Consider the following 23115-nt stretch of genomic DNA (forward strand, 5'->3'; position numbering starts at 1 on the left):
TGTTTGATGTTTGTATTTAAAACGCAAGCCCTACCTTTGTACTAAATTTGATATTTTATATGTTTAGTATAGATAAAATTCGCGCTGATTTTCCTATTTTACAAAGAGAAGTACATGGAAAAAAATTAGTGTATTTAGATAACGGAGCAACTTCACAAACACCACAGGTAGTAATTGACACTATTGTAGATTATTACTCTAATTACAATGCAAATATTCATAGAGGTGTACATACATTAAGTCAGGAAGCAACTGATAAGTATGAGGAAGCCAGAATTAAGATTCAAAAACATTTCAATGCGAAGCATTCGTATGAAATTATTTTAACTTCAGGAACAACACATGGGGTTAATATTGTAGCATCTGGTTTCGCGTCTATTTTACAAGAAGGAGATGAAATAATTGTTTCAGCTTTAGAGCATCATTCTAACATTGTGCCTTGGCAAATGTTATGTGAAAAAACAGGAGCTATTTTAAAAGTAATTCCGATGGATGAAGATGGTTCTTTACGCATGGATATATACCATGAATTGTTGAACCTAAAAACAAAATTAGTTTTTTGTAATCATGTATCTAATGCATTAGGAACAATTAATCCAATAAAAGAAATTATTCATGCTGCACACAAATTTGGTGCTTATGTGTTGATTGATGGTGCACAAGCAGTACCGCACATAAAACCAGATGTACAAGCATTAGATGCCGATTTTTATGTAGCTTCAGCTCATAAAATGTGCGGACCAACAGGTGTTGGAATGTTGTATGGTAAAGAAGAGCTATTGCAGTTATTACCACCATACCAAGGAGGAGGAGAAATGATTGAAACCGTAACTTTTGAAAAAACTACGTATGCAGGATTGCCTCATAAGTTTGAAGCGGGTACACCTAATATTTGCGGAGGTATTGCTTTTGGAGTTGCTGTAGATTATATGAATTCAGTTGGTTTTTCTAATATAGAGAAGCAAGAAAACGAATTGTTATCGTACGCAACGCAAGAATTAGAAAAAATAGATGGATTAAAAATCTATGGAACAACTAACAAAACATCTGTTATCTCTTTTAATTTAGAAGGAATACACCCGTATGATGTTGGAGCAATTTTAGATAAGTTAGGAGTAGCGGTTCGTACAGGTCACCATTGTGCACAACCTATTATGGATTTTTATTGTATTCCAGGAACAGTGAGGGCTTCTTTTTCTTTTTATAATACGAAAGAAGAAGTTGATGTATTGGTAAACGCAGTTAAGAAAGCGCAAATGATGTTAAGTTAAAAGAATTTAACATAAGAATATAAAAAAGCCTCCATTTGGAGGCTTTTTTAGTTTATAATAGTTTTTTTACTAATCTCTTGACATAAATATTTGTAATACATACCAGAATAATAGCATTAAAGAAGCAAATAAGCCTAATGCTGCAGGAATGTAATCATCCGTAGAAAACTTGTGAACTAAGTTAGATGTTTGGTATAAAATAGAACCAGCAGCTAACACACACATTCCAACAGAAAACCACAAGCCTAAATTAAATCCGAATAAAGCACCAGCGATAATTAATCCGATAGCGATAAAGAATCCAACAGATAATCCAGCTCTAATAAAAGAAAAATCCTTTTTAGTAATAAAAACGATTGATGAAATTCCAACAAACAATGCTAACGTAACAATTCCTGCTTGTTTTATAACATCAAAATTATTGGTATAAGAAATAGCAATGTAAATTAAAGGGATAAAAATAAATGCTTCAGCAAAGATATACCCTGAATATGCTAAGTATTGTAAGTTTTTGTCAGAAGTTTTTAAGGCAGTACTTTCTGCATAGTTTGTAATTAACATAAAACCACCCAGTAACAATAACCATTTATAACCTTGGGTCATTGATAAGGCAAATTCTACAATCGTAGCACTTTGTAAAAATAAATATTCAAACAAAACAAACAATAATACGCCACCAGCAACGTGCGCATAGGTTTTTTTATAAAAAGCAATTCTGTCAGTTTCTGATACTTGTGCAACAAGCACTTTTGGTTCAAATGAGTTTTCCATAATTAATTTTTTAAATACGATGTAAAGATATGTTTTTTAGGTGATTTTAAATTTATCTTTCCATGTTGTAGAAAATACAATTTGAGTGTGTTAAAAATGTCGTATTTAAAATTTTTATTGTTTAAAATTGACGTTTTTTTATTGTTTTTGTTAAATTTTAACATTCTAAGATTTTTAGGATAAGGGTGTTCCCAAGTGATAAAACCTAATAAATTAACTTTTTTTTAACTTTTATTTAGCGTTTAAAAAAAATCATATATTGCATATCGTTAAAAAACCCTTCAAATAACTATCAAATTTACAGGTATTTAACAAATTAATTGATGATACCTTTTTTTTGAGTTTTTTAACAAGTTTATTGCCTTATGGGCAGTTTTATCATTAACTAATTTTTTAATTATTCACAACATGAAAAGAATTTTTTTAACACTAGCTGTAGCAGCCTCATTTTTAGTAGGATGTCATGAAAACTCTAAAGACGAAGCTTTAGACCCTCAAGAATCAATTGATATGAGTGACTTTTATGTAGAAACAGAAGAAGTTTCTCATAGAGGAGGGTCAGAACAATGCCACTCAATGAGAGTTTTAAACAGGCAGGTAAAAGAAAACCCAGGGTTATACAAAAAAATGTATGATATTGAGTATGCTACAAGAAAAATAACAACAAAGAAAGGTAAACCAGGGGGAGGAAGTACTGGAGGAGATGTAGATGTAGCTCCAATAGAAGATGGTTTAGGAACTATTAATATTCCTGTATATGTACATATTGTTTTACCAAACTCTAATAGTGTTACAAATTCTCAAATTCAAGCACAAATGAATGTATTGAATGACGACTTTAGTAATCCAAATACAAATCAACTTCCTTCAGGGGCTTCGGATTTTATCAACGATGCAACTGATACAGGAATCCAGTTTACATTAGCAGGCACTTTTAGGCATGATGACTCTAGGTCATCTTGGGGAACTAACGATGCTGTTAAGGCTGCTTATCCTCCAATTACACCAGAAACACACTTAAATGTTTGGGTATGTGAAATAGGAGGAGGTATCTTAGGATATGCTCAATTTCCGGGAGGTTCTTCATCTACAGACGGTGTAGTGTTATTAGCAGGAACTTTACCAGGAGGGTCTTCTGCTCCATATAATATGGGTAGAACTGCAACCCATGAAGTTGGTCATTACTTAAATTTACGTCACATTTGGGGAGACGGAAGATGTCGTCAAGACGATTTCGTAGCTGATACTCCATCTTCTGATGCCTCAAACTACGGATGTCCAACGTATCCAGATGTTAGCTGTAAATCTGCTGATATGACAATGAACTATATGGATTATACAAACGATGCTTGTATGTATATGTTTACTGATGGTCAGCGTAACAGAATGAGAGCTTTATTTGCTTCAGGAGGAGCGAGGTCTTCTATGATATAAGTTTAATAAGTCTTTTTTTAAGACGTTCTCAATAATTATTTTAAAACCAAGAGATGTACATCTCTTGGTTTTTTTTACTTTTATGCGGATAAATAATAACTTTTTATTTTGAAAAACATTAAATTCCCAACTCCGCATACTATCTTATTATTAATTGCTGGGTTGGTAGCTATTTTAACATGGTTTGTACCAGCAGGTAAGTTTGACACGTTAGAGTATCAGAAAAACAATAATTCATTTACGTATTTACACTTAGAGGAAGAGAAAACAATACAGGCAAGTCAAGAAACATTAGAAAGCTTAGGAATTAAAATTCCATTAGAAAAGTTTATCAACGGTGATATCGCAAAACCAATCAGTGTACCAGGAACGTATACTCAGCTAGATCCAAAACCACAGGGTTTTTTAGACTTTTTTAAATCGCCAATAAAAGGAATCATTCAATCGTCAGATATTATTTTATTTGTCCTGATTTTAGGAGGAATTATAGGAATAATGAATTTCACAGGTGCTTTTGATGCTGGAATAGCTTGGTTAGCAAAAACATTGAAAGGAAAAGAGTACTGGCTTATATTTGTGGTAACAACCTTAATAGCTGTAGGAGGTACAACTTTTGGGTTGGCAGAAGAAACCATTGCCTTTTATCCAATACTAATTCCCATATTTTTAGCGGCAAAATACGATGCTATAGTAGCTTTAGCTTGTGTGTATATTGGGTCGTCGATTGGTACAATGTGTTCAACGGTAAACCCGTTTAGTGTTATTATTGCTTCAGATGCAGCAGGAATTAATTGGACTACTGGCTTTACAGGGAGGTTGTTAATGTTAATTGGAGGAATTATCATTTGTGTAATTTATATTTTACGTTATGCAAACAAAGTTCAAAAAGATCCAACAAAATCCATTATTTACGATCAAAAAGAAATGATTGAAAGTCTTTTTGGCAGCTCAACATCAAGTACACATAGCTTAACAGGTAGACTACGAATTATATTAACCATTTTTACCATGTGTTTTGTAATTATGATTTATGGAGTATCTTGTTTAGGATGGTGGTTTGAAGAAATGACCGTGGTGTTTTTAATAGGTGCTATTTTAATAGGTTTTCTAGCTAAGATGAAAGAAGAAAACTTTGTAAACACGTTTATTAAAGGAGCTGGAGATTTATTAGGAGTTGCTTTTATTATCGGTATTGCACGAGGAGTTTCCGTATTAATGGAACAAGGTTTAATAAGCGACACTATTTTACAACACGCAAGCGAGTTTACTACAGGAATGTCTAAAGGAATTTTTACCAATGTAATGTTATTCATTTATTCAGGACTATCATTTTTTATTCCAAGTTCATCAGGAATGGCAGTGTTAACGATGCCCATCATGTCTCCATTGGCAGATACAGTTGGTGTTGGTAGAGAAGTTATTGTAAATACCTACCAATATGGTATGGGTTTGTTTGCTTTTATCAATCCAACAGGCTTAATTTTAGCATCTTTAGCTATTGTGAAAGTAGGATATGATAAATGGTTAAAGTTTGTAATTCCGTTAGTAATTATCTTAACCATTTTTACAATGCTAGTTTTAACCGCCCAAGTATACTTGTAAATAATGAAACAAATTTATGCGCTGTTTTTCTTGATATTTTTCTTCGGATGCAAGCCAGAAACTAAACTGACCAATATGAAAGAGAAAGTTGTAATCGCTCATCGAGGAGCCTCAGGATACTTACCAGAACACACGATGGAAGCCAAAGCCATGGCATACGCAATGAATCCTGATTATATAGAACAAGATTTAGTATTGAGTAAAGATAACATCCCAATTGTGATTCATGATATTTATTTGGATGATGTTACTGATGTTGCTGAAAAATATCCAGAAAAAAAACGAGAAGATGAACGTTTTTATGTAATTGATTTTACGTTTGAAGAATTACAAAAACTAAATGTAACAGAACGTTTTAATCCGAAAACAGGAGAACAAGTGTACCCGAATCGATTTCCGAAGGGGAGAGGCAACTTTAAATTACACTCTTTACAAGAGGAAATAGAGCTAATTCAAGGACTAAATGCTTCCACAGGAAAAAATATCGGAATTTATCCAGAAATTAAAAACCCAGCATTTCATCATAAAAATGGAAAAGATATTGCTAAAATTTCGTTGGATATCCTTTCAAGCTATGGCTACAAAACAACGAACGATAAATGTATGTTTCAATGTTTTGATGCGAAAGAATTGGAAAGAGTTCGAAAAGAATTGAAGTCCGAACTATTCTTGGTACAATTAATTGAGTTCCCTGAGGAAACCAAAGAATTAGTACATTTAGCATCGTATGCAGACGGGTTGGGACCTTGGTACAAGCAAATTTTAGATAAAAAAGTAGGAGAGAAGTGGCAGTTTACAACACTAGTTAAAGATGCTCACAAATTAGGACTACAAGTACATCCATATACTTTTAGAGCAGATCAATTGGGTGAGTTTTCTTCTTTTGAAGAAATGATGCAAGTACTGTTTTTTGAAGCAAATGTTGATGGCGGTTTTACCGATTTTCCAGATAAAATGGGTCAGTTTTTAGCTACACAGTAACCTCTAACAATTTTTTTCTATATACTGAAAGTAGTTTTGATTTAGAAATAAAACCAATGTACACTCTGTTTTTTACCACGGGTAAATTCCATGCGCCACTTTCTTTAAATTTTTGCATGACTTTTTCAGTGGTGTCATTATAAAAAATAATTGCCGGAGCAATTTTCATAATATCTCTTACCTTCGTAGTTTCATATAATTCTTGATTAAACATCATAGGGCGGATATCATCCAATAAAACAATCCCCATAAACTTATCTTCATTATCAACCACAGGAAAAATATTACGTTTTGATTTGGCAACTGCTTTTTTTAGCATATCTCCAAGACTCATTTCAGGATGAATTTTTACAAAGTTTTTTTCAATAATTTGACTCGTTTTCATCATCATCATCACATTTTTATCTTTGTTATGCGTAATTAACTCGCCACGTTCTGCTAGTTCAATTGTGTAAATAGAATTTGATACAAAATACTTGGTAATAGCATAGGAAACAGCAGAAACAAGCATTAATGGAACAAATAAATCATAACCTCCAGTTATTTCAGCAATTAAGAAAATAGCCGTTAAAGGTGCGTGTAAAACACCAGCCATTAAGCCCGTCATACCAATCAATGTGAAGTTAGTTTCTGAGACATCAAACCCGAATTGATTGATAATTTTAGCAGTAACATTTCCCAAAGCACTTCCCATAACAAGTGTAGGAATAAAAATACCACCAACTCCGCCAGCAGCAAAAGTAGTAGTCATGGCAATTACTTTAAAAACACCAATAATTAACAGAAAAATAATAACCATCCAAACATTATTAAAATCAATGTTGTAATGAATATTTTTAAGAGCGGCACTGGCATTTTCAGACAATAAATTGTTGATAATTCCATAACCTTCACCAAATAAAGGAGGAATTAAAAACAGCATTATACCAATGGCAATTCCACCAAATACTAATCGTTTAAAAGGAGTGTATTTTTTGAAAAAATTAATAATTCTAAAATAGATTTTAGAAAAATATACAGAAGAAAACCCTGTAAAAATAGCCAAGGCTATGTAAAAGATAAGATCGTTAATTTCAAAAGCATCTTGTAGTTGTACACTAAATAATACATCTTTTCCTAAAAAGAAATAAGAAGTAATCACCGCTGAAACCGATGCTAATAATAAAGGAACTAAAGATGCAAAAGCAAGATCCAAACTAAAAATTTCCACTGCAAAAATGATAGCAGCAATAGGAGCTTTGAACATTGAAGACATCGCACCAGCGGTAGCACAACCAATTAGCAGCATACGAGTTCTCATATTCATATGAAAAAGCCTAGCAACACCAGAGCCTAAGGCAGCACCAGTACTTACAGCAGGGCCTTGTAGCCCTACAGAACCTCCAAAACCTACAGTTATAGGAGCGGTAATTAATGAAGCATAAATTTTATAACGTTCAATAATTCCATTCTTTTTAGAAATAGATTGTAAAGTAGTAGAAATACCATGATCAATATCTTTTCTAATTAGATATTTTTTAATGTAATACACTAAAAATAACCCGATGATAGGAAAAATAAAGTATAATGAATGATGATAATCTTTAATAAGTCCATCTTCTAAAATACGATGGAAGTAAAAAGTAAGGTTCTTAAGAATTAAGGTACCAATACCCGCTAAAAACCCTACTAAAATGCTTAAAACATATACAAACTGTCGTTCAGAGATATGTTTGTATCTCCAAATTAATATTTTTTTATAAGCTTCTTTAGATGTAGGCATTGTGTTCTAGATGCTTAGTTAATTTTTGAAAAGCTAAATATGAATAATTAAAGATATAATTTATTAAGAAAAGTTGTAGGTTTTTATAAAAAAGAAAAATCCCATTCTAATTCTAGAACGGGATTTTTTATTGGTTATTACGAAGTAAATTGTATTCGATGTGGTAACCCTCTTGTTTTGTAACAAGGTAGACTACCCTTTAATATCTAGTTTAATGCTCAATTCTTGTAATTGCTCATCGTCTATAGTTGCAGGAGCATCAATCATTACATCGCGTCCTGAATTGTTTTTAGGGAAAGCAATAAAATCACGAATGGTTTCTTGACCTCCTAAAATAGCTACCAAACGATCTAAACCGAAAGCTAAACCTCCGTGAGGTGGTGCTCCGTATTCAAAAGCATCCATTAAGAATCCAAACTGAGCTTTTGCCTCTTCTTCGGTAAATCCTAAATGCTTAAACATGATAGCTTGTGTTTCTTTATCATGAATTCTAATAGAACCTCCACCAATTTCGTTTCCGTTTAACACTAAATCGTAAGCATTTGCTTTTACAGCTCCTGGATCAGTATCTAATAATGCTAACTGACCTGGTTTTGGAGAAGTAAATGGATGATGCATTGCGTGGTAATGCCCTGTTTCTTCATCTAACTCTAATAATGGGAAATCGATTACCCATAACGGAGCAAACTCGTTTGGTTTACGCAAACCTAAACGTTCTGCTAGTTCCATACGTAACGCACTTAATTGCGCGCGAACTTTGTTAGTATTTCCTGAAAGGATACAGATTAAATCTCCAGCCTTCGCTCCTGTAGCTTCAGCCCATTTAGCTAAATCTTCTTGGTCGTAGAACTTGTCTACCGATGATTTAAAACTTCCATCTTCGTTACATTTCACGTACACCATTCCTAAAGCTCCTACTTGCGGACGCTTTACCCAATCAATTAATTTATCAATCTCTTTACGAGTGTATGAAGCGCCTCCTGGTACAGCCATACCTACAACTAATTCAGCATCGTTAAATACTTTAAAGTCTTTGTGCTGTGCTACTTCGTTTAACTCGCCAAACTCCATTCCGAAACGGATATCTGGCTTGTCATTTCCGTACTTACGCATAGCTTCATCAAACGTAATTCTGGGAAATTTGTCTACTTCAACTCCGTTGATTTCTTTTAATAAATGACGTGTCATTCCTTCAAAAATTTCTAACACATCTTCTTGCTCAACAAATGCCATTTCACAGTCTATCTGTGTAAATTCTGGTTGACGGTCGGCACGTAAATCTTCATCTCTAAAACACTTTACAATTTGGAAGTATTTATCCATACCACCTACCATTAACAACTGTTTAAAGGTTTGTGGTGATTGTGGTAAGGCATAAAACTGACCAGCATTCATACGAGAAGGTACTAAGAAATCTCGTGCTCCTTCTGGAGTGGATTTGATTAAATATGGAGTTTCCACATCAATAAATCCTTTGTCAGATAAATATTTACGAACTTCCATCGATACTTTATGACGGAAAACTAAGCTGTTTTTAACTGGGTTACGACGAATATCTAAATAACGATATTTCATACGTAAATCTTCACCTCCATCCGTTTCATCTTCTATTGTAAAAGGTGGTAATTTAGCTTCGTTTAAAATTTCTAAGTTAGATACTAAAACCTCTACATCACCTGTTGGAATGTTTGCGTTTTTAGATTGACGCTCAATTACGGTACCAGTAACTTGTACAACAAACTCACGCCCTAAAGTTTTTGCTTTCTCCATTAAGTCTTTAGAAGTGCGTTCCTCGTCGAAGATTAACTGTGTAATTCCGTAACGGTCACGTAAATCTACCCAAATCATAAAACCCTTATCACGTGATTTTTGTACCCATCCAGAAAGGGTAACTTCAGTATTAATGTGCGATGCTCTTAACTCACCACAAGTATGCGTTCTGTACATTTTTAAAAATTTTATTCTCGCATAGCGAGATTTCTTACAAATTTGTCATTCCGAACCTGTTTCGGAATCTAGAAATTTTTGCTGTGCAAATTTAACTATAAATGTTAGTTTGTAAAAAATTACCACGACTTAGTTTTTATGACTTTAAATCATTTGTTTTGCAGTATAAAAACCTTTTTCAAATGACATTAGACGTATTTAAACAAACCATACAAAACACACCAAAAAAAGTTGAGTTTTCTGACACTATTTCGGTAATTGAAAGCCTGTATAGTTTCACTCCTACTGCCTTTAAAAATGGAAGTTTATACAACGAAGCTGAAAAAAATCAAGGTTCGTGTAAAATATTTTCGTTTGCTATACAGCAGGGATTTAGTAAAGAAGAAACCTTAGCGTGTTTTGGAAAATATTATTTTGAAGATGTGTTATATAATCCAGAAGGAACAGATCATCAAAATATTAGAAACTTTATAAAAACAGGTTTTGAAGGCTTACTTTTTGAAGGAGAACCCTTGGCTAAACATTAAAAGCTCCTCTTTTTAACTTCTGAAAATACTTAGCAGCTTCTCTCTTTACTTTTGGCGCTAAAATTAGTGTTGAAAGCACAGTAGGAATTGCCATTAAAGCATAAGCACTGTCAATTAGGTTAATAACAAAGTCTAATTTTATAATAGAAGCAATTACAATAGTAATGATGTAAATATAATTGTATGATTTTCCAATCTTGGTGTTAGTTAAAAAGCTTAAACAACTCAATCCATAAAAAGAGTAGGTGAACAGTGTTGAGAAAGCAAATATTAATACACAAATGGTTAAAATAATACTTCCAATCTTGTAAGGAAGTACCGCATCAAATGCAGCCAGTGTCATAGAAATTCCATTACCTTCAAAGTTTTCCCAAACTCCTGAGGCTAAAATGGCTAATGCAGTTAAAGAACAAACTAACAAGGTGTCAATAGCAGGCCCCAGCATAGCGACTAATCCTTCACGGATTGGTTCTTTGGTTTTTGCAGTCCCATGCATCATAGGTGCAGTACCTAAGCCAGCTTCGTTAGAAAAAGCAGCACGTTTTACTCCAGTGATTATCAAAACCCCTAAAGCACCACCTAAAACAGATTTTCCTGAAAAAGCATCCTCAAAAATTAAAGAAAAAATAGATGGAACTTGTTCTAATCGCAAAAATAAAATGGTTAAAACAGTAAGTAAATAAATCACAACCATTATAGGAACTAATTTTCCTGCAACACTACCAATTCGTTTAATTCCACCAAAAATAACCATGGCCACTATAATAGCAGTAGAAATACCTAATAGTAATTTAGCTGTAAAATGGCTGGATTCTTGTATTTGAAAAACATCTACTAAGGTTTGTGTTAGTTGGTTGGCCTGAAATGCAGGTAGTGTACCTATCAATCCAGCTGCTGAGAAGAATAGTGCTAAAGGTTTCCATTTTTTTCCTAAACCCTCAGTAATTACATACATAGGCCCTCCTTTTACGTTTCCGTTTTCATCTTTTCCGCGATACATTACTGATAAGCTACAGGTGAAAAATTTGGTAGCCATACCTACAAAAGCACTAATCCACATCCAAAAAATAGCACCCGGACCACCTGTTGCAATAGCAATGGCAACACCACTAATATTTCCCATTCCTACCGTAGCTGCAATAGCAGATGATAAGGCTTCGTAATGTGATAAATCTCCAGGAGAGTCTACTTTGTCATATTTTCCTCTTAAAATAGCAATAGCATGACCAATGTACCTGAACGGAATTAACCCTGAATAGATAAAAAGGTATAATCCACCACCAATTAATAAAATTAGTAAGGGAATTCCCCATACCCAAGAAGAAAATTGAGCAATTGAGTCTTGAATGTTTAAAAACATGAAATAGGATTTTTACGAAAGTACTAAAAAGTGATAGTAAAAAAAGAACGATAGCTGTGATTTAACAACTATCGTTCTTTGTGAATTTTTATTTACAAACAATTCCTTTTTTTCCTAAGAATTCAATGTCTCTTAAAAAGCCTTTTTGAATGGTTTCTGCTTGAAAAATAAAAGTTTTATCATGTAGTCTGTTGTCTTCAAAAAATGTTACCTGAAAACGGTTGTCTAAATCGAACAATTCAGGTTGCATTAATTCAAACTTTTGATAACTATTTGCAGGAAGAGTATCTATTTTTCTTCTGAAAATAGAAGTAGTTTTAGTATCTGAAAATCCTTGTGAAACAATTACGACCATTTCTAAATCAACATCTTTTCTGTTTAGAATATATACATTCCAATCCTCTTTACCATCAATTTCATTAGTTTCTAAAACTACTGCGATTTCTACACCTGTTACCTTAGGGATTTCAATATCTTTTCTCATTGAAAACTTTTTAAAATGGAAAGACGAAAGTTTAACGCTTTCGTCTTTTATTTTTTGAATTTATCTTTAAAATTAAATTACAGATTTAAACTGTTCTAAGAAACGTTTGTCATTTTCATAGAACATACGAATATCTGGAATCTGGTATAACAACATTGCAATACGTTCAATACCCATTCCGAAAGCATAACCACTATATTTTGTAGGGTCGATATTACAGTTCTTTAAAACATTAGGATCTACCATACCGCATCCCATAATTTCTAACCAACCAGTTCCCTTGGTAATTCTGTAATCGGTTTCAGTTTCTAATCCCCAGTAAATGTCTACTTCTGCACTTGGCTCAGTAAATGGGAAGTACGACGGACGTAAACGTATTTTAGATTTACCAAACATTTCTTTGGTAAAGTATAATAAGGTTTGTTTTAAATCGGCAAAAGAAACGTCAGTATCTATATATAACCCTTCTACTTGGTGGAAAATACAGTGTGCACGTGCTGAAATATCTTCGTTTCTAAACACACGTCCTGGAGAAATTGTACGAATTGGAGGTTCGTTGTTTTCCATATAACGCACCTGAACTGATGAGGTATGTGTTCTTAGTAATGTGTCAGGATTCTTTTCAATAAAGAAAGTATCTTGCATATCACGTGCCGGGTGATATTCTGGTAAATTTAAAGCAGTAAAGTTGTGCCAATCATCTTCAATTTCTGGTCCTTCAGAAACAGTAAAACCAATACGGTTAAATACTTCTATAATTTGATTCTTTACTAAAGAAATCGGGTGTCGAGAACCTAAGTTGATTGGTTCAGATGGACGCGTTAAATCACCATAAATACCTTTTTCCTCAACAGCATTCTCAATAGCCTCTTTTAAAGAATTTACTTTATCTTCAGCTGAAGTTTTAAGTAAATTTATGGTTTGCCCAAATTCTTTCTTTTGGTCGTTAGGTACATTTTTAAATTCAGTAAATAAATCTTTTAAAATTCCTTTACTTCCTAAATATTTAATTCTAAATGTTTCAATTTCTTCTTTTGAAGTGGTATTAAAAGCTTTTACCTCTTCAATCAATTCTTTTACCTTGTCTAACATAATCTTTCCAAAAGTTAAGGTGCAAATTTACGTTTTTTTGTCTAAAAAAAAGGACTTTTAATAGGGTTTGCATAAACACCAATAAAATAAGGGAAATAAACGGTAAAATAGAAATTAACGAATAGTAAAATAATTATATTTGCATAGTAAAATTGTTAATATTATAAAATAACAGAACAACAACTAAGTTTATGGAATCTAACATACAAGCATTTATGGATTACGTAAAAGAACGTAATGCATACGAACCAGAGTTTTTGCAAGCTGTACATGAAGTAGCAGAAACAGTAATTCCGTTTATAGAAAATAATCCAAAATATCAGGGTAAGAAATTACTAGAGCGTATGGTTGAACCTGAACGTACTATTATGTTTAGAGTGCCTTGGGTTGATGATAACGGAGAAACTCAAGTAAACAGAGGATATAGAGTTGAGTTTAACTCAGCAATTGGTCCTTATAAAGGAGGGTTACGTTTTCATCCTTCAGTAAACTTATCAATCTTAAAATTTTTAGGATTTGAGCAAGTTTTCAAAAACTCATTAACAACCTTACCAATGGGTGGTGGTAAAGGAGGATCTGACTTTAACCCTAAAGGAAAGTCTGACCGTGAAGTAATGGCTTTTTGTCAATCATTTATGACAGAGTTAGCACGTCATATTGGTCCTGATACTGATGTTCCTGCTGGAGATATTGGTGTTGGAGGTCGTGAAATTGGTTACATGTTTGGTCAATACAAGCGTTTACGTAACGAATTTACCGGAGTATTAACTGGTAAAGGAGCTTCTTGGGGAGGTTCATTAATCCGTCCTGAAGCTACAGGTTATGGTGATGTTTACTTTGCAGAAAACATGTTAAAAACCAAAGGAGATTCTTTCGAGGGTAAAACTGTAGTTGTTTCTGGTTCTGGTAACGTAGCGCAATATGCTACTGAAAAAGCAACTCAATTAGGAGCTAAAGTGGTTACTTTATCTGATTCATCAGGTTATATCTATGATGAAGATGGTATTGATGCTGAAAAATTAGCTTTTGTACAAGAGTTAAAGAATGTAAAACGTGGAAGAATCCATGAATACGTAGAAAAATACCCATCAGCAAAATTCTTCAAAGGTGAAAGACCTTGGGGAACTAAGTGTGATGTGGCTTTGCCATGTGCAACTCAAAATGAGTTAAATGGAGATGAAGCAAAAGTATTAGTTGATAATGGATGTATTTGTGTTGCAGAAGGAGCAAACATGCCATCTACTCCAGAAGCTATTGAAGTATTCCAAAATGCAAAAATCTTATTTGCACCAGGTAAAGCTTCAAATGCAGGAGGTGTAGCAACATCTGGATTAGAAATGTCTCAAAACTCTTTACGTTTGTCTTGGACTCGTGAAGAAGTAGATAGTAAGTTACATTCTATTATGAATAATATTCACGAAGCTTGTGTAAAATATGGTACACAAGAAGGTGGGTATGTTGATTATGTAAAAGGAGCAAATATTGCTGGTTTTGTTAAGGTTGCTGATGCAATGTTGGATCAAGGAGCGGTATAATTTTATAGATAATAACATTAAAGCCTCATAGAAATATTTCTATGAGGCTTTTTTATTAGGGGATAATCGGTAAGTAATTACTTACTACTACTTTTCTGTATAGTTAAAGGCATTTTATAAATATGGTTTTTTAACTTAAATTCATTATTTATAAACTTATAATTTAATCTGCTTTTTACATAGTGACAAACTTGTTCAGTATCACAGTTAACATTCAAAATAACTATTTCTCCGTTTTTGTTTATTAAAAATTCTACGGTAGTTTTTACTTCTTTATCTAGAACAAAGTTAGGGTTACCTAATAGTTCAACGATTTTTGTTCTAATTTTCTCTTTTGCAGGATTTTCGTTTGTTGAAAAAACTGAAGTACTCATTAGAGTGACGAACATTAATACAAATAACTTTTTCATTTTTTAGAGTTTTAGGGTTTGTTTTAAGTTTGTTTGTTAAAATTTAACACTGTAAAAGTATTGTAAATGAGGCTTTTAATTGGATGTTGGTAATTAATAAAATATTGTTTTAAAGTAAAATAAATAAGCGCCTTATAACTGTTTTACAAATAATTAATATTGAATATATTTCTTTTTTTAAGTTTCTTTTTTGATGAATTTTAAACAGTTTAGTGATTTTTATTAAAATATATAAGATTGTTTTTTAAAATTTATCGAATACCTAAATACATAAGGTTAGCTTTATGTTATAAAGCTTGCTTGATTTTTGTATTTTCGAATGATAATTTTTTTAAATGACAGCAAATAAGAGAAAAAATAGATATACGATTGCTTTTTATAATGTTGAAAATTTATTCGATACTGTAGATAATCCAAATACTTTTGATGATGATTTTACACCAAATGGTAAACTAAGATGGAATAGGAAAAAGTATGGTCATAAACTTAGAAAAATAACATCTGTTATTAGTCAGTTAGGAAATAACCAATCAGCATATCCACCTGTTATTATTGGATTGGTTGAGGTTGAAAATGCCATTGTTGTAAACAATTTAGTAAAGCACAAAAACCTGTCAAGATTTAATTATGATTATGTTCATTACGATTCACCAGACGAAAGAGGTATTGATGTTGCTTTGATGTATAACAAAGATTTTTTTAAGGTTATATTTTCAGAAACGCATTCACTTTTATTAAACGATGAAGAAGGTGGGGTAGATTATACGCGTGATTTATTAGTGGTTAAAGGGATGCTTAATGATGAAATAGTATACGTTTTAGTTAACCATTGGCCTTCACGTAGAGAAGGGGTGTCAGAAACTGAAAATAATAGGATAAAAGCAGCCCAATTGACTCGAAGTGTTATGGATAAGATTAAAGAAGAAGAAAGTACTGCAAAGTTTATTATTATGGGAGATTTTAATGATAACCCCGTAAATAAAAGTGTTGAAGAGTATTTGATGTCAGATGATTTGTATAACCCAATGAAGCCTTTATATAAAAGAGGTAAAGGAACAACCACTCATTTCAAAGAATGGCATTTATTTGATCAGATTATGTTTTCTAGAGATTTTTTTGATGAGAAAAAAAGTAAGTACACATTTTTAGATGCAAAAATTTATAATAGAGATTGGTTAAAAATATTCAATGGGAAATATGAAGGAAGTCCGTTTAGAACTTTTATAGGACCTTTTTATAAGGGCGGGTTTTCAGATCATTTTCCTGTTTATATTACTCTAGAAAAAGATAGATAAAAAAATCCTGAGAGTTTTCTCAGGATTTGTATTTTGAATAAAATCAATTGTTACTCTACAGTAACCGATTTTGCTAAGTTTCTTGGTTGGTCAACATTTTTATCCAACATTACTGCTATATGGTATGAAAGTAACTGGAGTGGTATTGTAGTTAATAAAGGAGAAAAAGCTTCTTCTGTATCTGGTATTTCAATTACATGGTCAGCTATTTCCTTAACTGTTTCATCACCTTCCGTAACAATTGCTACTATTTTACCGCTACGAGACTTAATTTCTTGAATATTACTTACTACTTTTTCGTAATGTCCTCTACTTGTTGCAATGACAAAAACAGGCATGTTTTCATCAATTAAGGCAATCGGCCCGTGTTTCATTTCAGCAGCAGGATACCCTTCAGCATGAATGTAAGAGATTTCTTTTAGTTTTAAAGCCCCTTCTAAAGCAACAGGAAAGTTAAACCCTCTACCTAAATACAAACAGTTTTTAGCGTCTTTATATACGGTTGCTATTTCTTTAACTTGGGAATCAATTTTCAATAAACTCTCTACCTGAGTAGGAATTTGTTGCATCGTTTGTAAATAAGTATTTACTGCAGATGTTGATAAAGTTCCTTTAGCTTGTGCTAGTTTTAAAGCAATTAGAGAAAGTACTGTTATCTGTGTTGTGAACGCTTTAGTTGAAGCTACTCCAATTTCTGGACCAGCATGCGTATAAGCACCAGCATGTGTTTCCCTAGCAATTGAAGAACCTACTACGTTACAAATACCAAAAACAAAAGCTCCTTTAGATTTAGCAAGTTTAATAGCAGCTAAAGTATCAGCTGTTTCACCAGACTGAGAAATGGCAATTACTACATCTTTTGGGGTAATAATAGGATTACGATATCTAAACTCTGAGGCATATTCAACTTCAACAGGAATACGTGCCATATCTTCAAAAAGGTATTCTCCAACCAATCCTGCATGCCAGGAAGTACCACAAGCTACAACGATAATTCTGTCTGCATTTAAGAATTTAGACATATTATCATCAACACCAGCCATTCGTATAATTCCCTCATTGGCTAGCATTCTTCCTCTATAAGTATCTATAATAGCTTTAGGTTGTTCATATATTTCTTTCAACATAAAGTGATCATAACCACCTTTTTCTATCTGTTCAAGACTTAATTGTAGTTTTTGAATATTCGCATCAATTTCTTTATCACTCTCAATTTTACGAACTTTAATCCCTTTGTCTTTTTTTATAATAGCTAATTCACCATCTTCAAGGTAAATAGCATCTTTTGTATATTCAATAAAAGGAGAAGCATCAGAAGCTACGAAAAACTCTTCGTTGTTTTTTCCAACCCCAATAGCAATAGGGCTACCTAATCGAGCTACGACTAATTCATTAGGTTTTGTTTTGTCAAAAACAGCAATTGCATAAGCTCCAATTACATTGGTTAAAGCTAATTGAACAGCTTTTCCTAATTTACATTCCTCGCTTTTTTTTATTTCTTCAATAAGGTTTACTAAAACCTCAGTATCGGTATCACTTTTAAATTCATAGCCTCTAGAAAGCAATTCTTTTTTAATGGTATCATAATTTTCTATAATTCCATTATGAACAATTACAAGATTTCCAGATTGAGAAAAATGAGGATGAGAATTTACATGATTAGGAACGCCATGTGTTGCCCAACGAGTATGTCCTATGCCTATTTTTCCATTTTTTCTTTTTTCTTCTTTGTTTGTAATTATTTCTAAATCAGAAACTTTTCCTTTGGTTTTTGATAAGTGCATTGTTTCACCATCATACATCATGATTCCCGCACTATCATAACCTCTATATTCCAAACGTTTTAATCCATTAATTACAATTGGATAAGCTTCTCTATGTCCAATATATCCAGTAATTCCACACATACAACTTACTTTTCTTTTGAATATGATATTTTTAAAACAGCTCTTTTAGTTCCGTTAGTAGTCTCATTACCATCTAATAATGTTACAGCCCTTGGGTTCCAGTTATAGGATTTAACAGAGGTTGTTAAAACATTATTAACTACAGGGGCATCTGTAGGATTGTATACTTTTAAAACTAAAGGATCAGTAGTTGTGTTTTCTTCAGCTGATAGTAATTTAGAAATGTAATCGGTAATTCTAAAAGTATATTTTTCAGGGTTATCATCGTCAGTTTTCTTTAAAGACCCCCCAAAAGAAGCAGCGTCAACATAAGCATCTGTTAACTGAGTTGGTGAAATGCCGCCTGTCTCGTTTTTCTTATTTTGATATAAGAATAATTGCTGAGGAATAACATTGGCATCATTGTTAATTGTTTGATTTATATAAAAAGTAAGTGAGGCATCGTTGATTAGCCAGTTATTACTTTTTAACTCTTGAACTTTTGTATCGTCTAAAATTTCAACTTTTGCCATACTTCCTGCTGTTCCTTGAATAACAAAGTTGTTAGTGGGAGCAGGATTTGCAGCAGGAGTCATTTTATAAATACTGTTTCTTACTCCTGCAAGGGGGAAGGAATATTCTTTTTGTATAGTGTCTTTTACTGTAGTTCCATCTACTACTGATTTAGTGTAGTAAAAATCTACTGAAGGAGTCGGAGAAGCTGCGAGATTCAGAGGGACTAAAGAACCATCGTTTCCAGTAGCCATAATTTTTAAACCCCTGAAGTAATTATCAAAAGCCTCTTTTGAAGCAAATTCTCCATTTTCAAATTTATCCCAGAATAAAGTTTTCATTTTTGCTAAATCTAAAGGAATTGCTAAAAATGGAACTTTAAGCTTTTGTGAGTTTTCTGCTTTAACGGTGTATTTATAAGTGGTTGTGTTTGTTAATGAAGAAGATCTGTCAATTCTATCAAAAATGAATGTAGTGTCTGTAGCTTTAGGTTTCATTTCATAAACTCCATCTTCATTTAAAATAGTATTACCTAAGTATTCACTATCAGAAAAAAAAGTGTTTCTTTTAGAAGGGTCACTTGGGTTTAGTGTATTTAAATAGGTTTCATTTTGAAATACTTGTATAGAAGTAGCAATATTTGGGTTACCTAATACCGAATCTAATTTAAAAGTAGTAATACCATTTGTAGTACCCTTAGATGTTGCTTGGTACGGAATTTTTAAAATTACTTTATCTAAATTAAATATGGTATCACCATCGGTAACATTTTCTTTGTTTTTTAAACCAGATAAATAACCAAGTTGAGAAATGATTGACGCTTCAATTTTTTCAGCATTAGGATTGTTATACACTCCTAGCCAATAATCACTAATAGTAGCGTTAATATTATCAGCTTGTACATTTTTTGTGTCTATTGGAGTTATTTTAACATCCAATAGAATTTCTCCTGTTTCAAACTTGTCATTATTAATAACATTTGTCCCAACTTCACTAAAGTCTTTTTCACAAGATGTAATAGTTGCTAAACATAGCAAGCTAATACCAAGTACACCAATTTTTCTAATCATTATTCGCTTAATTCTAAAACGTTCTCTTTATAAAATTCTAAATATGCTTCAGTTAAGGTTTCTTCCGATTGAAAATCTAAAACTTTTACATTATTGTCATTAATATAGGTTTCAACTTCTTCCGGTAAAACTTCACTGCCTTTTATGATAGCATCTGAGTTTTCAATAGCACTTTTCAAAATGTTTAAATGACTCGGTGTTTCGATAGTTGCTACCTTTGATTCCTCAATCTTATCAAAACGAACTTTATTAGCCATTTCTTTATTTAAATCTTCAATGTCGCTGTTGTAAAGCGAAGTTACAATCTTACTTTCTGCAAACAAAGGTTCTTCTTTATAATATTCTCTTAAATATAGAGGTAATAAAGATGCCATCCATCCATGAACATGAATAATGTCAGGAGCCCAGTTTAATTTTTTAACGGTTTCAACTACACCTTTAGCGAAGAAAATCATACGCTCATCGTTATCTTCAAAAAGCTTATCGTCTTCGTCAGAATAAACTGCTTTACGCTTAAAATATTCATCATTGTCAATAAAGTATACTTGCATTCTTTCTTTAGGAATGGATGCAACCTTAATTATTAAAGGCATATCCATGTCGTTAATAATTAGGTTCATACCCGATAGACGAATAACTTCGTGTAACTGATGCCTTCGCTCATTAATCACCCCAAATCGAGGCATGAAAATACGGGTTTGAATTCCTTTAGAATGTGCATTTTTAGCAACGTTAAATGCGGTAGACGATAATTCTGTTTCTGGTAAATATGGTGTTACCTCTGATGAAACATATAAAATTCTCTTATCCTTCATTAAATCGGTCTCTTTTATTGAAGGTGCAAAAATACGAAAATTAATGCAAAAATCGTGTTAAATTGCTAATTTTGCATGCATTTCAATTAAATAACAATGAAAATTTTCACAAGAAAATCTGAAATAAAAGAGTTTTTATCATCTCAAAAAAAGGATAAAAAATCAATCGGGTTTGTCCCAACTATGGGGGCTCTTCATCAAGGGCATTTATCGCTTATTAAAAGAGCAAAAAAGAAGAATGATATTGCAGTAGTTAGTGTTTTTGTAAATCCTACACAGTTTGATAATAAAGAAGATTTAGATAAATACCCCAAGACTTATGAAAGTGATGTGGAGTTGTTAACGTCTGCTAATTGTGATGTGTTATTCTTTCCTTCAGTAGAAGAAATATATGCTGAAAATATAGTTTCTAAAAACTTCGATTTTGATGGATTAGAATATCAAATGGAAGGAAAGTTTAGAGATGGTCATTTTGATGGTGTTGGAACAATAGTAAAAACGCTATTTGAAATTGTAGAGCCAGATACTGCTTATTTTGGTAAAAAAGATTTTCAGCAACTTCAAATTATCAAAAAGCTAGTTGAGAAATACAAACTCCCAGTAAAAATAAAAGGAAGACCAATCTTTAGAGAAGATGATGGGTTGGCTATGAGTTCTCGAAATACGAGATTAACAAAAGAATACCGTGAAGCTGCACCATTTATTTATAAAACATTAAAAAAAGCAAAAAAGAAATTTGGAGTAAAAGATCCAAAAGAGTTAACAAAATGGGTAAAAAAACAATTTAAAAATCATCCGTTACTTGAATTAGAATATTTTACCATTGCAGATGAAAAAACATTGCAAACGGTAACAGAGACTAAAGAAAATATGAAATATCGTGCGTTTATAGCTGTTTTTGCTGGAGACATTCGCTTGATAGATAATATTCGTTTAAAGAGTTAATGTTTGAGCTTAAGAATGAGCTTTGTAATAATGTTAAAATCATCAAAAAACAATCTAGTATTCATTAAAAAACAATTATTTTTGCAGTATGTTAGTACAAGTAGTAAAATCTAAAATACACCGTGTTAAAGTAACCAACGCGGATTTAAATTATATAGGAAGTATCACCATTGATGAAGATTTAATGGATGCTGCTGGAATTATTGAAGGAGAACGTGTGCAGATTGTGAATAACAATAACGGAGAACGTTTAGAAACCTATGCAATTCCAGGACCAAGAAAGAGTGGTGAAATTACTTTGAATGGAGCGGCAGCTCGTAGGGTTCAAAAAGGAGATGTACTTATCTTAATTGTATATGCTTTTATGGAGTTAGAAGAAGCCAAAAAGTTTAAACCACAATTAGTATTTCCTAACGAAGAAAATAACTTGCTAGAATAGTTTGAGTATATCAGTAAAGAAAATCACAAAAATACTATTACCTCTCATTTTGGGAGGTTTTTTAGTTTGGTATTCATTGTCAAAAATTTCAATTGAAACCTTAGTACAATACTTTAAAGATGCTAATTACGGATGGATAGCTTTAGGGCTGTTTTTTGGGGTGTTAAGTCACTTATCTCGTGCTTATCGTTGGAAGTTTTTATTAGAGCCTATGGGGTATAAACCAGATTTTGGCAATAGTACTATGGCGGTTTTAGTAGCGTATTTGGTAAACTATGCAGTCCCAAGAGCAGGAGAAGTGTCTAGAGCCGCAGTGATGACTAACTATGAAAACATTCCGTTTGAAAAAGGTTTTGGTACTATCGTTGCCGAACGAATGGCAGATTTACTAATGATGTTGAGTATTATAGTAATTACACTTTTTGTACAATTTGATTTTATTTATGAGTTACTGACTAAAAATTTTGATCCAATTAAAATAGGAGTTCTTATTGGTGGCTTGGTTTTAGTGTTTATGATTTTTACAAGGTTTGTAAAAAAAGCGCAATCAGGAATTGGACTAAAAATCAAAAATTTTGTAGCAGGATTAATTGAGGGAGTAACCAGTATTTTGAAAATGCAACATAAATGGGCATTCATATTTCATACCGTGTTTATTTGGGTAATGTATGTACTAATGTTTTGGGCAACTATACCAGCAATTGAAGGGTTACAAGTTCCATTAGGTGGTGTTTTAATCGGGTTTATCGCTGGTGGATTTGCGATTGCGGCGACTAATGGAGGGATAGGATTGTATCCTGTTGCCGTAGCTGGAGCTTTGGCTTTATTTGGAATTGCTGAAGAACCTGCAACAGCCTTTGGTTGGATTATGTGGACAGCTCAAACGGCTATGATTATTGTCTTTGGAGGGTTAGCATTTTTGTTCTTACCCATCTATAATAAAAACAAATAGTTTTCTTTTCTTTGTAAGTAAATC

20 protein-coding genes are annotated in these 23115 nt (G+C 32.6%); 10 read left to right on the plus strand and 10 right to left on the minus strand.

Going from position 1 to position 23115, the window contains the following annotated elements:
* The first annotated feature begins 59 nt into the window (after positions 1–59).
* On the plus strand, positions 60–1271 hold the full coding sequence (locus tag ACXIHB_RS11315; protein ID WP_462098271.1) for an aminotransferase class V-fold PLP-dependent enzyme: 1212 nt from the start codon (positions 60–62) through the stop codon (positions 1269–1271).
* Positions 1272–1340: 69 nt separating this feature from the next.
* Here ACXIHB_RS11315 and ACXIHB_RS11320 read toward each other — a convergent pair whose 3' ends face one another.
* Positions 1341–2042 carry a Bax inhibitor-1/YccA family protein gene (locus ACXIHB_RS11320; RefSeq protein WP_082118594.1) on the minus strand — a complete coding sequence of 234 codons (702 nt, stop codon included), beginning with the start codon at positions 2040–2042 and terminating at the stop codon, positions 1341–1343.
* Positions 2043–2450: 408 nt separating this feature from the next.
* Here ACXIHB_RS11320 and ACXIHB_RS11325 point away from each other — a divergent pair, with 408 nt between their 5' ends.
* From ACXIHB_RS11325 to glpQ, 3 genes are all read left to right on the plus strand, one after another.
* Positions 2451–3476 (plus strand): zinc metalloprotease, encoded by a 1026-nt coding sequence (locus ACXIHB_RS11325; RefSeq protein ID WP_462098272.1) that lies wholly within the window; start codon positions 2451–2453, stop codon positions 3474–3476.
* A 108-nt stretch (positions 3477–3584) separates the two neighbouring features.
* On the plus strand, positions 3585–5078 hold the full coding sequence (locus ACXIHB_RS11330) for a YfcC family protein (protein WP_462098273.1): 1494 nt from the start codon (positions 3585–3587) through the stop codon (positions 5076–5078).
* A gap of 3 nt (positions 5079–5081) precedes the next feature.
* The gene (glpQ, locus tag ACXIHB_RS11335) at positions 5082–6059 is read left to right on the plus strand and encodes a glycerophosphodiester phosphodiesterase (RefSeq protein WP_462098274.1); all 978 of its coding nucleotides are present in this window, start codon (positions 5082–5084) and stop codon (positions 6057–6059) included.
* Here the strand turns inward: glpQ and ACXIHB_RS11340 are convergent.
* On the minus strand, positions 6049–7821 hold the full coding sequence (locus ACXIHB_RS11340) for a chloride channel protein (protein ID WP_073182464.1): 1773 nt from the start codon (positions 7819–7821) through the stop codon (positions 6049–6051). The two genes, glpQ and ACXIHB_RS11340, sit on opposite strands and share 11 nt — an antisense overlap.
* A 192-nt stretch (positions 7822–8013) precedes the next feature.
* Positions 8014–9768, minus strand: coding sequence for an aspartate--tRNA ligase (gene aspS / locus ACXIHB_RS11345; RefSeq protein ID WP_462098275.1), 1755 nt, complete (start codon positions 9766–9768; stop codon positions 8014–8016).
* Positions 9769–9950: 182 nt separating this feature from the next.
* Between aspS and ACXIHB_RS11350 the strand changes: the two genes are divergently transcribed.
* Positions 9951–10295: a HopJ type III effector protein gene (locus ACXIHB_RS11350; RefSeq protein WP_047788373.1), complete on the plus strand. Its 345-nt coding sequence runs from the start codon at positions 9951–9953 to the stop codon at positions 10293–10295.
* Here the strand turns inward: ACXIHB_RS11350 and ACXIHB_RS11355 are convergent.
* The 3 genes from ACXIHB_RS11355 to pheS form a co-directional block, all read right to left on the minus strand.
* Positions 10285–11655: an alanine/glycine:cation symporter family protein gene (locus tag ACXIHB_RS11355; protein ID WP_073182466.1), complete on the minus strand. Its 1371-nt coding sequence runs from the start codon at positions 11653–11655 to the stop codon at positions 10285–10287. The genes ACXIHB_RS11350 and ACXIHB_RS11355 overlap by 11 nt on opposite strands.
* Before the next feature lie 88 nt (positions 11656–11743).
* On the minus strand, positions 11744–12139 hold the full coding sequence (locus tag ACXIHB_RS11360; RefSeq protein ID WP_073182467.1) for a hypothetical protein: 396 nt from the start codon (positions 12137–12139) through the stop codon (positions 11744–11746).
* A gap of 72 nt (positions 12140–12211) precedes the next feature.
* Positions 12212–13231 (minus strand): phenylalanine--tRNA ligase subunit alpha, encoded by a 1020-nt coding sequence (gene pheS, locus ACXIHB_RS11365; protein WP_462098276.1) that lies wholly within the window; start codon positions 13229–13231, stop codon positions 12212–12214.
* A 191-nt stretch (positions 13232–13422) separates the two neighbouring features.
* Here pheS and gdhA point away from each other — a divergent pair, with 191 nt between their 5' ends.
* Entirely contained in the window at positions 13423–14766 is a 1344-nt protein-coding gene (gene gdhA, locus ACXIHB_RS11370) for an NADP-specific glutamate dehydrogenase (protein ID WP_047788213.1), read from the plus strand.
* A gap of 77 nt (positions 14767–14843) precedes the next feature.
* Here the strand turns inward: gdhA and ACXIHB_RS11375 are convergent, their stop codons facing one another.
* Positions 14844–15176, minus strand: a complete 333-nt coding sequence (locus tag ACXIHB_RS11375; RefSeq protein WP_125064411.1) for a hypothetical protein — start codon at positions 15174–15176, stop codon at positions 14844–14846.
* 335 nt (positions 15177–15511) lie between these two features.
* Between ACXIHB_RS11375 and ACXIHB_RS11380 the strand changes: the two genes are divergently transcribed.
* Positions 15512–16471, plus strand: coding sequence for an endonuclease/exonuclease/phosphatase family protein (locus tag ACXIHB_RS11380; protein ID WP_173359276.1), 960 nt, complete (start codon positions 15512–15514; stop codon positions 16469–16471).
* Between the two features lie 50 nt (positions 16472–16521).
* Here the strand turns inward: ACXIHB_RS11380 and glmS are convergent, their stop codons facing one another.
* Genes glmS through ACXIHB_RS11395 form a run of 3 tightly spaced genes read right to left on the minus strand, consistent with a single transcriptional unit; the run spans position 16522 to position 20755 of the window.
* The gene (glmS, locus tag ACXIHB_RS11385) at positions 16522–18378 is read right to left on the minus strand and encodes a glutamine--fructose-6-phosphate transaminase (isomerizing) (protein WP_173359277.1); all 1857 of its coding nucleotides are present in this window, start codon (positions 18376–18378) and stop codon (positions 16522–16524) included.
* A gap of 5 nt (positions 18379–18383) precedes the next feature.
* Positions 18384–19940 carry a DUF4270 family protein gene (locus ACXIHB_RS11390; RefSeq protein ID WP_462098277.1) on the minus strand — a complete coding sequence of 519 codons (1557 nt, stop codon included), beginning with the start codon at positions 19938–19940 and terminating at the stop codon, positions 18384–18386.
* Positions 19940–20755, minus strand: a complete 816-nt coding sequence (locus ACXIHB_RS11395; RefSeq protein WP_159488958.1) for a glycogen/starch synthase — start codon at positions 20753–20755, stop codon at positions 19940–19942. Before ACXIHB_RS11395 ends, ACXIHB_RS11390 begins: the two co-directional genes overlap by 1 nt.
* Before the next feature lie 96 nt (positions 20756–20851).
* Here ACXIHB_RS11395 and panC point away from each other — a divergent pair, with 96 nt between their 5' ends.
* The 3 genes from panC (at position 20852) to ACXIHB_RS11410 (ending at position 23091) form a co-directional block, all read left to right on the plus strand.
* Complete coding sequence (gene panC / locus ACXIHB_RS11400) at positions 20852–21700, plus strand: pantoate--beta-alanine ligase (protein ID WP_462098278.1); 849 nt, start codon at positions 20852–20854, stop codon at positions 21698–21700.
* A gap of 88 nt (positions 21701–21788) precedes the next feature.
* A complete protein-coding gene (panD, locus tag ACXIHB_RS11405; RefSeq protein ID WP_028891458.1) occupies positions 21789–22139 on the plus strand; it encodes an aspartate 1-decarboxylase in 351 nt (116 codons plus the stop codon).
* 1 nt (position 22140) lies between these two features.
* The gene (locus ACXIHB_RS11410; RefSeq protein WP_462098279.1) at positions 22141–23091 is read left to right on the plus strand and encodes a lysylphosphatidylglycerol synthase transmembrane domain-containing protein; all 951 of its coding nucleotides are present in this window, start codon (positions 22141–22143) and stop codon (positions 23089–23091) included.
* The last annotated feature ends 24 nt before the right edge of the window (positions 23092–23115 follow it).

This window comes from Tenacibaculum sp. IMCC1 (assembly GCF_054906355.1).

Coding starts and splice junctions, on each gene's coding strand:
- ACXIHB_RS11315 (WP_462098271.1), top strand. CDS start 60: ATGTTTAGTATAGATAAAATTCGCGCTGATTTTCCTATTTTACAAAGA.
- ACXIHB_RS11320 (WP_082118594.1), bottom strand. CDS start 2,042: ATGGAAAACTCATTTGAACCAAAAGTGCTTGTTGCACAAGTATCAGAA.
- ACXIHB_RS11325 (WP_462098272.1), top strand. CDS start 2,451: ATGAAAAGAATTTTTTTAACACTAGCTGTAGCAGCCTCATTTTTAGTA.
- glpQ (WP_462098274.1), top strand. CDS start 5,082: ATGAAACAAATTTATGCGCTGTTTTTCTTGATATTTTTCTTCGGATGC.
- ACXIHB_RS11340 (WP_073182464.1), bottom strand. CDS start 7,821: ATGCCTACATCTAAAGAAGCTTATAAAAAAATATTAATTTGGAGATAC.
- aspS (WP_462098275.1), bottom strand. CDS start 9,768: ATGTACAGAACGCATACTTGTGGTGAGTTAAGAGCATCGCACATTAAT.
- ACXIHB_RS11350 (WP_047788373.1), top strand. CDS start 9,951: ATGACATTAGACGTATTTAAACAAACCATACAAAACACACCAAAAAAA.
- ACXIHB_RS11355 (WP_073182466.1), bottom strand. CDS start 11,655: ATGTTTTTAAACATTCAAGACTCAATTGCTCAATTTTCTTCTTGGGTA.
- ACXIHB_RS11360 (WP_073182467.1), bottom strand. CDS start 12,139: ATGAGAAAAGATATTGAAATCCCTAAGGTAACAGGTGTAGAAATCGCA.
- pheS (WP_462098276.1), bottom strand. CDS start 13,231: ATGTTAGACAAGGTAAAAGAATTGATTGAAGAGGTAAAAGCTTTTAAT.
- gdhA (WP_047788213.1), top strand. CDS start 13,423: ATGGAATCTAACATACAAGCATTTATGGATTACGTAAAAGAACGTAAT.
- ACXIHB_RS11375 (WP_125064411.1), bottom strand. CDS start 15,176: ATGAAAAAGTTATTTGTATTAATGTTCGTCACTCTAATGAGTACTTCA.
- ACXIHB_RS11380 (WP_173359276.1), top strand. CDS start 15,512: ATGACAGCAAATAAGAGAAAAAATAGATATACGATTGCTTTTTATAAT.
- glmS (WP_173359277.1), bottom strand. CDS start 18,378: ATGTGTGGAATTACTGGATATATTGGACATAGAGAAGCTTATCCAATT.
- ACXIHB_RS11390 (WP_462098277.1), bottom strand. CDS start 19,940: ATGATTAGAAAAATTGGTGTACTTGGTATTAGCTTGCTATGTTTAGCA.
- ACXIHB_RS11395 (WP_159488958.1), bottom strand. CDS start 20,755: ATGAAGGATAAGAGAATTTTATATGTTTCATCAGAGGTAACACCATAT.
- panC (WP_462098278.1), top strand. CDS start 20,852: ATGAAAATTTTCACAAGAAAATCTGAAATAAAAGAGTTTTTATCATCT.
- panD (WP_028891458.1), top strand. CDS start 21,789: ATGTTAGTACAAGTAGTAAAATCTAAAATACACCGTGTTAAAGTAACC.